This window comes from Geobacillus uzenensis, from assembly GCF_002217665.1.
GTDB lineage: Bacteria > Bacillota > Bacilli > Bacillales > Anoxybacillaceae > Geobacillus > Geobacillus subterraneus.
Genome location: NZ_NEWL01000001.1, coordinates 294,554 through 300,983, shown reverse-complemented (window position 1 = coordinate 300,983; position 6,430 = coordinate 294,554). Strand labels below are relative to the sequence as shown.

2 protein-coding genes, 15 tRNA genes, 1 pseudogene and 2 other annotated features are annotated in these 6,430 nt (G+C 49.7%); of the genes and pseudogenes, 2 read left to right on the top strand and 16 right to left on the bottom strand.

Going from position 1 to position 6,430, the window contains the following annotated elements; genetic code table 11:
* Positions 1–121: 121 nt before the first annotated feature.
* Positions 122–813: pseudogene (locus tag B9L21_RS17840) on the top strand (site-specific integrase); the annotation flags it as partial.
* A 135-nt stretch (positions 814–948) separates the two neighbouring features.
* Here B9L21_RS17840 and B9L21_RS01505 read toward each other — a convergent pair.
* The 15 genes from B9L21_RS01505 to B9L21_RS01435 form a co-directional block, all read right to left on the bottom strand.
* Positions 949–1,033 (bottom strand) — tRNA-Leu (locus B9L21_RS01505).
* Positions 1,034–1,093: 60 nt separating this feature from the next.
* Positions 1,094–1,167, bottom strand: a tRNA-Cys gene (locus B9L21_RS01500).
* 9 nt (positions 1,168–1,176) lie between these two features.
* Positions 1,177–1,248: transfer RNA gene (locus B9L21_RS01495), tRNA-Gly, on the bottom strand.
* Positions 1,249–1,253: 5 nt separating this feature from the next.
* Positions 1,254–1,328, bottom strand: a tRNA-Gln gene (locus tag B9L21_RS01490).
* A 15-nt stretch (positions 1,329–1,343) separates the two neighbouring features.
* Positions 1,344–1,416: transfer RNA gene (locus B9L21_RS01485), tRNA-His, on the bottom strand.
* A 17-nt stretch (positions 1,417–1,433) separates the two neighbouring features.
* A tRNA-Trp gene (locus B9L21_RS01480) sits at positions 1,434–1,507 on the bottom strand.
* A gap of 6 nt (positions 1,508–1,513) precedes the next feature.
* Positions 1,514–1,598 (bottom strand) — tRNA-Tyr (locus B9L21_RS01475).
* A gap of 6 nt (positions 1,599–1,604) precedes the next feature.
* Positions 1,605–1,680, bottom strand: a tRNA-Thr gene (locus B9L21_RS01470).
* Positions 1,681–1,705: 25 nt separating this feature from the next.
* A tRNA-Phe gene (locus B9L21_RS01465) sits at positions 1,706–1,781 on the bottom strand.
* 171 nt (positions 1,782–1,952) lie between these two features.
* Positions 1,953–2,028: transfer RNA gene (locus tag B9L21_RS01460), tRNA-Asp, on the bottom strand.
* Between the two features lie 3 nt (positions 2,029–2,031).
* Positions 2,032–2,108 (bottom strand) — tRNA-Met (locus B9L21_RS01455).
* A 315-nt stretch (positions 2,109–2,423) separates the two neighbouring features.
* Positions 2,424–2,499, bottom strand: a tRNA-Val gene (locus tag B9L21_RS01450).
* A 9-nt stretch (positions 2,500–2,508) separates the two neighbouring features.
* A tRNA-Glu gene (locus B9L21_RS01445) sits at positions 2,509–2,580 on the bottom strand.
* 14 nt (positions 2,581–2,594) lie between these two features.
* Positions 2,595–2,685 (bottom strand) — tRNA-Ser (locus B9L21_RS01440).
* Between the two features lie 4 nt (positions 2,686–2,689).
* A tRNA-Asn gene (locus B9L21_RS01435) sits at positions 2,690–2,764 on the bottom strand.
* A 315-nt stretch (positions 2,765–3,079) separates the two neighbouring features.
* Positions 3,080–3,179: a sequence feature (23S ribosomal RNA rRNA prediction is too short), on the bottom strand.
* Positions 3,180–3,185: 6 nt separating this feature from the next.
* Positions 3,186–3,286: a sequence feature (23S ribosomal RNA rRNA prediction is too short), on the bottom strand.
* A 1,418-nt stretch (positions 3,287–4,704) separates the two neighbouring features.
* Between B9L21_RS01435 and B9L21_RS01430 the strand changes: the two genes are divergently transcribed.
* Positions 4,705–5,523, top strand: coding sequence for a protein-glutamine gamma-glutamyltransferase (locus tag B9L21_RS01430; protein WP_063164903.1), 819 nt, complete (start codon positions 4,705–4,707; stop codon positions 5,521–5,523).
* Here B9L21_RS01430 and B9L21_RS01425 read toward each other — a convergent pair.
* Positions 5,494–6,402 carry a DMT family transporter gene (locus B9L21_RS01425; RefSeq protein ID WP_063164902.1) on the bottom strand — a complete coding sequence of 303 codons (909 nt, stop codon included), beginning with the start codon at positions 6,400–6,402 and terminating at the stop codon, positions 5,494–5,496. The two genes, B9L21_RS01430 and B9L21_RS01425, sit on opposite strands and share 30 nt — an antisense overlap.
* Positions 6,403–6,430: the final 28 nt, after the last annotated feature.

Genomic DNA, 6,430 nt, shown 5'->3' with positions numbered 1-6,430 from the left:
TATTCATGAGACATGAACCTCCTTGTGGGTAGTTGGTAGCACATCTATTCTAACCAAGGAATCGGGTTCATGTCTCCTTTTTTGTTTAGTTTGTAAATTTATGTTAGCAAATTTGCTCATCTACAGTAATGAAATAGCGGAAACGAGAACGACTGAAACCGTCAAAAAACGTCATACTTACATCAAAGAATGCATTAAAGCTGCCATCGAAGAAGGAGTGATCATTCGCGATCCTACCTATAAAGTGGTGGTGAAAGGGAAGAAAAAAGGGAAAGACGAGGAACTAAAATATCTAAACTATCAAGAAGCGAAACAATTGATTGCCGAAATCAAAAAAGATATGCGCCCGAAATATATTTCACGGTATATTATCCTCTTCGCCCTGGCAACTGGCGCACGTTTTTCGGAAATATTAGGGCTCACATGGGACTGCATTGATTTCAAAAACAGAATGGTGACGATCAATAAGACTTGGGACTATAAATTTACGAATGATTTCGCCGATACGAAAACCTATTCATCGAAGCGAACCATAAAGATCGATGAAGACACCTGCAAAATATTGAAAGAACTGCGGAAAGCACAGAATGAGGTGGCCATGAAAACCGGATTGAGGAACGAGAAAACTTGAGACATACGCACGCTTCGATGCTGTTATACCGGAAAGCGAACATCAAATATATCTCAAAGCGTCTTGGCCATAAGGATATAGGGATCACATTGCAGACCTACTCGCACATTTTGGACGAGCTGGAACAAGCGGAAAATATGCTCCTCGATCAAATCATGGATGATCTATATCATGCAAAATAGCCGTGCAAAATTCGTGCAAAATTTTTTCGGATTCTATCGTTTTTTTCGGGATTTCCTGAAAATGAAAAACGACCGCAAATGCGGTCGTATCAAGGCTTCCACGACTTTTGGCCGTGGGCTATCGAATTCCAAGGATGCCGATGGTGGGAGTCGAACCCACACGGGGGGCTACCCCACACGATTTTGAGTCGTGCGCGTCTGCCAATTCCGCCACATCGGCGCGACATTAACTATTATATCTTCTCAACTTTTATTTGTCAATAAAATTGTATTCATTAGATGGAGGCGGCACCCGGATTCGAACCGGGGGTAAAGGTTTTGCAGACCTCTGCCTTACCACTTGGCTATGCCGCCTTGATCGAGAGCGGAAGACGGGACTCGAACCCGCGACCCCCACCTTGGCAAGGTGGTGTTCTACCACTGAACTACTTCCGCATGATTGGCTGGGGTAGCTGGATTCGAACCAACGCATCACGGAGTCAAAGTCCGTTGCCTTACCGCTTGGCTATACCCCAACGCTAAAAAACAAGGGCGACTAGTGGGAATCGAACCCACGCATGCCAGAGCCACAATCTGGTGCGTTAACCACTTCGCCATAGCCGCCATAATAATCATTTGAATGGCAGGGGCAGTAGGAATCGAACCCACACCGGAGGTTTTGGAGACCTCTGTTCTACCATTAAACTATGCCCCTTCATGATGGTGGAGGGGGACGGATTCGAACCGCCGAACCCAAAGGGAGCGGATTTACAGTCCGCCGCGTTTAGCCACTTCGCTACCCCTCCACGGAATGGTGCCGACTGCAGGACTTGAACCCGCAACCTACTGATTACGATTCAGTTGCTCTACCAATTGAGCTAAGTCGGCATGCAAACTTATTGTAGTTGTTTAGTGGTGGCTCGGGACGGAATCGAACCGCCGACACAAGGATTTTCAGTCCTTTGCTCTACCGACTGAGCTACCGAGCCATATGTTATTTTTTAACTCGCTCGTTGATTGCTCTGTGCCTCTTCCTCTACCAGCTGATTCAAAGATGCTTGATGCGTCGAGGCAACTCGCAACAAACTCGATGATGTTGATGCTCGTCTCTACCGACTGAGCTGTCGAGCCATACTGTATTTTTCGCAATTTTGGAACAATGGCGGTCCCGACGGGACTCGAACCCGCGATCTCCTGCGTGACAGGCAGGCATGTTAACCACTACACTACGGGACCATTTGGTTGCGGGGGCAGGATTTGAACCTGCGACCTTCGGGTTATGAGCCCGACGAGCTACCGGACTGCTCCACCCCGCGACGATAGAAAACGGATTTGTTTCGATCATGCACTGAGTATCGGTTTAAATGTTTGTTGCCTCTTCCTCTGCCAGCTGATTCAAAGATGCTCGATGCGTCGAGGCAACTCGCAGCGTATTCGATGAAGCAAATGCTCGTTGCTCCACCCCGCGACGATAGAAAACGGATTTGTTTCGATCATGCACTGAGTATCGGTTTAAATGTTTGTTGCCTCTTCCTCTACCAGCTGATTCAAAGATGCTCGGTGCGTCGAGGCAACTCGCAGCGTATTCGATGAAGCAAATGCTCGTTGCTCCACCCCGCGACGATTTAGAGTGGTGGAGGATGACGGGATCGAACCGCCGACCCCTTGCTTGTAAGGCAAGTGCTCTCCCAGCTGAGCTAATCCTCCACGAAGAAGTGACCCGTACGGGATTCGAACCCGTGTTACCGCCGTGAAAGGGCGGTGTCTTAACCACTTGACCAACGGGCCATGTTTTTGATAAGTGGCGGAGAGCAAGGGATTCGAACCCTTGAGGCGCTATTCACGCCTACACGATTTCCAATCGTGCTCCTTCGACCACTCGGACAGCTCTCCAAGGTGGCTCCGCAGGCAGGATTCGAACCTGCGACCAATCGGTTAACAGCCGATTGCTCTACCACTGAGCTACTGCGGAATAATCACATCTCAATTATCTTTCCTTTAGACATTTATTATTATACTGATTAATGCTGATCTGTCAAGGTTTTTTTCATTCCTTCAAAACTAGATAACCGTGTGGGGGAAGAAGCCGCGGCGCTTCCGCTTTTTGTCTAGCTCCGGCCGCCATCGGCTCCCGACGCTTCGGTCCTGCTGCGGCGGCGACACATTGCATACGCTCCTGTGACACCACCCACGCAGAACCAAGCTTTGCTTGGTTCGAGCCTCCTCGCAGGCCCTCCAGCGCGTTTCGCCGATAGGCAGGCGGCCTCCGCTTTTCTAGGTTAAGCCCTCGATCGATTAGTATCCGTCAGCTCCACGTGTCGCCACGCTTCCACCTCGGACCTATCGACCTCGTCATCTTCGAGGGATCTTACTCGCCTAATGCGATGGGAAATCTTCCCATTACGGACAGGGGGTTCCCCCATTCGGACATCTCCGGATCAACGCTTGCTTACAGCTCCCCGGAGCGTTTCGGCGTTTGCCCCGTCCTTCATCGGCTCCTAGTGCCAAGGCATCCACCGTGCACCCTTTCTAGCTTAACCTACAGCGTCTCGGCTTCTTCCTTTGCGTTTCCGGTTATCTAGTTTTCAAGGAACGAGACTACTTCATTGAATTCACTTCTCTGCAGTCTTGCGTCGAGGAATCCAGCTTCTCTGAATTCACTTGTAGACGCAAAGCGACTTCTTTGAACAAACTGATTTGTTAATGGTCGGTCGTTCGCGGCCTTCCCTTTTCGTATTGTCTAGCTCCAGCGCCTGGCTCTCTTCTGCCAAATAACCTTCCCCCTCGGGGTGCAAGCACCCCTGCGGGTGAAGAACATTTGGCTTCGAGAGCCGATCGCTTTCCGGTTATCTAGTTTTCAAGGAACGAGACTACTTCATTGAATTCACTTCTCTGCAGTCTTGCGTCGAGGAATCCAGCTTCTCTGAATTCACTTGTAGACGCAAAGCGACTTCTTTGAACAAACTTCCTTGCGGCTTTGTGCCGAGGAATCTTGCTTCCCTGAACCTGCTAGCAGACGCAGGCACAGGCGCTTTTGAAGGAATTCTCATTCCTTCAAAACTGAACGAAACGAAAGCGCGATTTGTTAATGGTCGGCCGTTCGCGGCCTTCCTCGCGACGCTTCGGTCCTGCTGCGGCGGCGATAGCCTCCTCGCAGGCCCTCTAGCGCGTTTCGCCGATAGGCGGGCGGCCTCAGCTTTTCGTTGCGCTTCGTTTCGTTCAGTTTTCAAGGAACGAGATTAGTCGATATCATCTGGCGTTGAGGGATTCTGTTTTATCGAATCACTCACACGCAAGTTGTTTTCTCTTGCAAGAAACCGTTCAACGAAGTTGTCTCTTGCGAGCAGCTTCTTTATAGTAGCATAACATCTTTTTGATGTCAACCACTTTTTTCTCACTCATCACCGCCGAACACCTCGTTCAGCAGCGACGCTATTTAATATACCACCCTAATCTCCAAAACGCAATACCTTTTTTTAATTTTTTTTTGTTTTTTTTAACCTGTACTCTTCCCAAAAGTCCCCACTTCCCATTATCTTAGTACGTAATCCTTCTCCTTGGCAACCTCTGTAATCCTCCACATAACATATTCGTTGCAAACCCTTTTCTTGATCCCACCATCAATCGTCATTACACAAGAAAGCAAAATCGACAGCCCTACTTCTTCCCCGTATGATAAAAAAACGTTCAGAGATAGGCTCCTTCCTACTTTCTATAACTGAAACATGAAGCGGGGTTGTGTATGCCCCATTGTTGTTACCAAAAACCATGAAGGACAGTACCTGATCTTTCTTACACCGTAACTGATCATTTTTGCTCAAAATGAATGAATACGCCTACCGACGGGCGCATACATTTCAATATAATATGTTGCTGCCCATGGCCATTTCTTTTCAAGGAGGCATCTAGACTTTGATCCGCATTTTAGCTTCACCGTCCGGTTTGAGCCCGTCTTACTCGTCTTCCCTTTCGAAAAACGAGCAGGCGATCCTAAACGCTCTTGTTTCTTCGCCTGTGCTGTACACATATCCAAATGAACGACAACTGCGATTTGAAATTGCGTTGCGCGCCCACACCGTCCAAGCTGCGGTCGACTTAGCGAAGAGCCGGGCGCGGTTTGCCATTTTTCGTTTTTCGCGCTGCAACGGCCAGTTTTGGGAGCGGGACGAGCGAGGCGGTTTTCGGCTGCGGCCGGGCGTCCCTGCTTCGGAAGCCATTAACGACATTTTCATTAATAGCGAACTGTACGCCTTTGAGTGTGCGACGGCCATTGTCATCGTCTTTTATAAAGCGGTGCTCGACACGATTGACGTCGCAGCGTTCAACCGCCTGTTCGCCAATTTGCTTTTGTACGACTGGCATACCGACCGAGATCTTGGCATCCATACAAAAAAGGGAGAACATTTCCTCCCCGGGGACTGCCTCTATTTTAAAAACCCGGAATTCGACCCGTCGACGCCGCAATGGCAGGGGGAAAATACGATTTACTTAGGCGACGGCTTGTTTTACGGGCATGGCATCGGCATTCAAACAGAAGACGGCATCATTGCCGCCCTTAATCGGAAGCGTAAACGGGGGGCGACGAAATCCGCCTATCTTCTCCCCCATATTACGCAAGTCAACTTCACGTATTTGTCCCAATTCGCCCGCCCGTTGAACGAATTCCGCTTGCCGCTCCGCCCATCGTTCATCGCCGGGACGTTAGGGTCCGCTACTTTCTTGTATCGTTAGCGGCCCTTTTTCGTTTTTCTCCCACAAATACAGACCGATTCCTGTTAAAATAAAAATACCGCCAACCCATTGAAACAGGCGGATCTGTTCGTCAAACAGCCAATACGCCAAGGCCGAAGCGCCGATGGGTTCCAATAAAATGGCCATCGACACCGTTGAGGCGCTCACCCATTTGACTGCCCAGTTCATCACCGAATGGCCGAACAGCGTCGGGATGATGGCTAAAGCGAGAAAACAAAGCCAGTCGGTCAGTTGGTACGCTGTCAGCGAAAAACGGGATAGTGCGGTATACACGTACAACGTCACAGCGCTGATGCCATAGACGATATAGGTATACGTCATAAGCGATAACCGTTGGCGCAATTCCTGACCGAACAGCCAATACGCGGTCACCATCGCGCACGCCAATAACGCCAGCACGTCGCCGTACAGCGCCTCTCCGCTGACGCGAAAATCACCCCAGCTGATGAGGATGCTTCCAGCAATGGCCAAAAGAGCGCTCCCGATCGCCCCGATCGTCAGCCGTTCGCGGAAAAAGAGCGCCCCCCCAGCAAAAGCAAACAGCGGCTGCAATGTCACAAGCACGACCGAGCTTGTGACTGATGTATAGTCGAGTGATTCAAACCAAAGAATAAAATGAAACGCAAGCAGCACGCCGGAACAAACGGAAAACAGCCAGTCGCGCCGGGAGATGTGCGTTAGTTCATGAATATGGCGGAGAAAAAACGGCGTCATGATGACAACGGCGAAAAAAAGCCGATAAAAAGCGATCACGGCTGATGGCGCCTGCGACCATTTGACGAAAATGGCGGACGTCGACACGGCCAGTGCGCCGATCAATAAGGCGGAATATGCCCTTATTTGGCTTGGCGGTTTCATCTTTCCATCTCCTTGCCAACTATTTTCT

What these genes read in the sequence shown, in the direction of transcription:
- B9L21_RS01425 (WP_063164902.1), bottom strand. Translation starts at nt 6,402, where the DNA reads ATGAAACCGCCAAGCCAAATAAGGGCATATTCCGCCTTATTGATCGGC.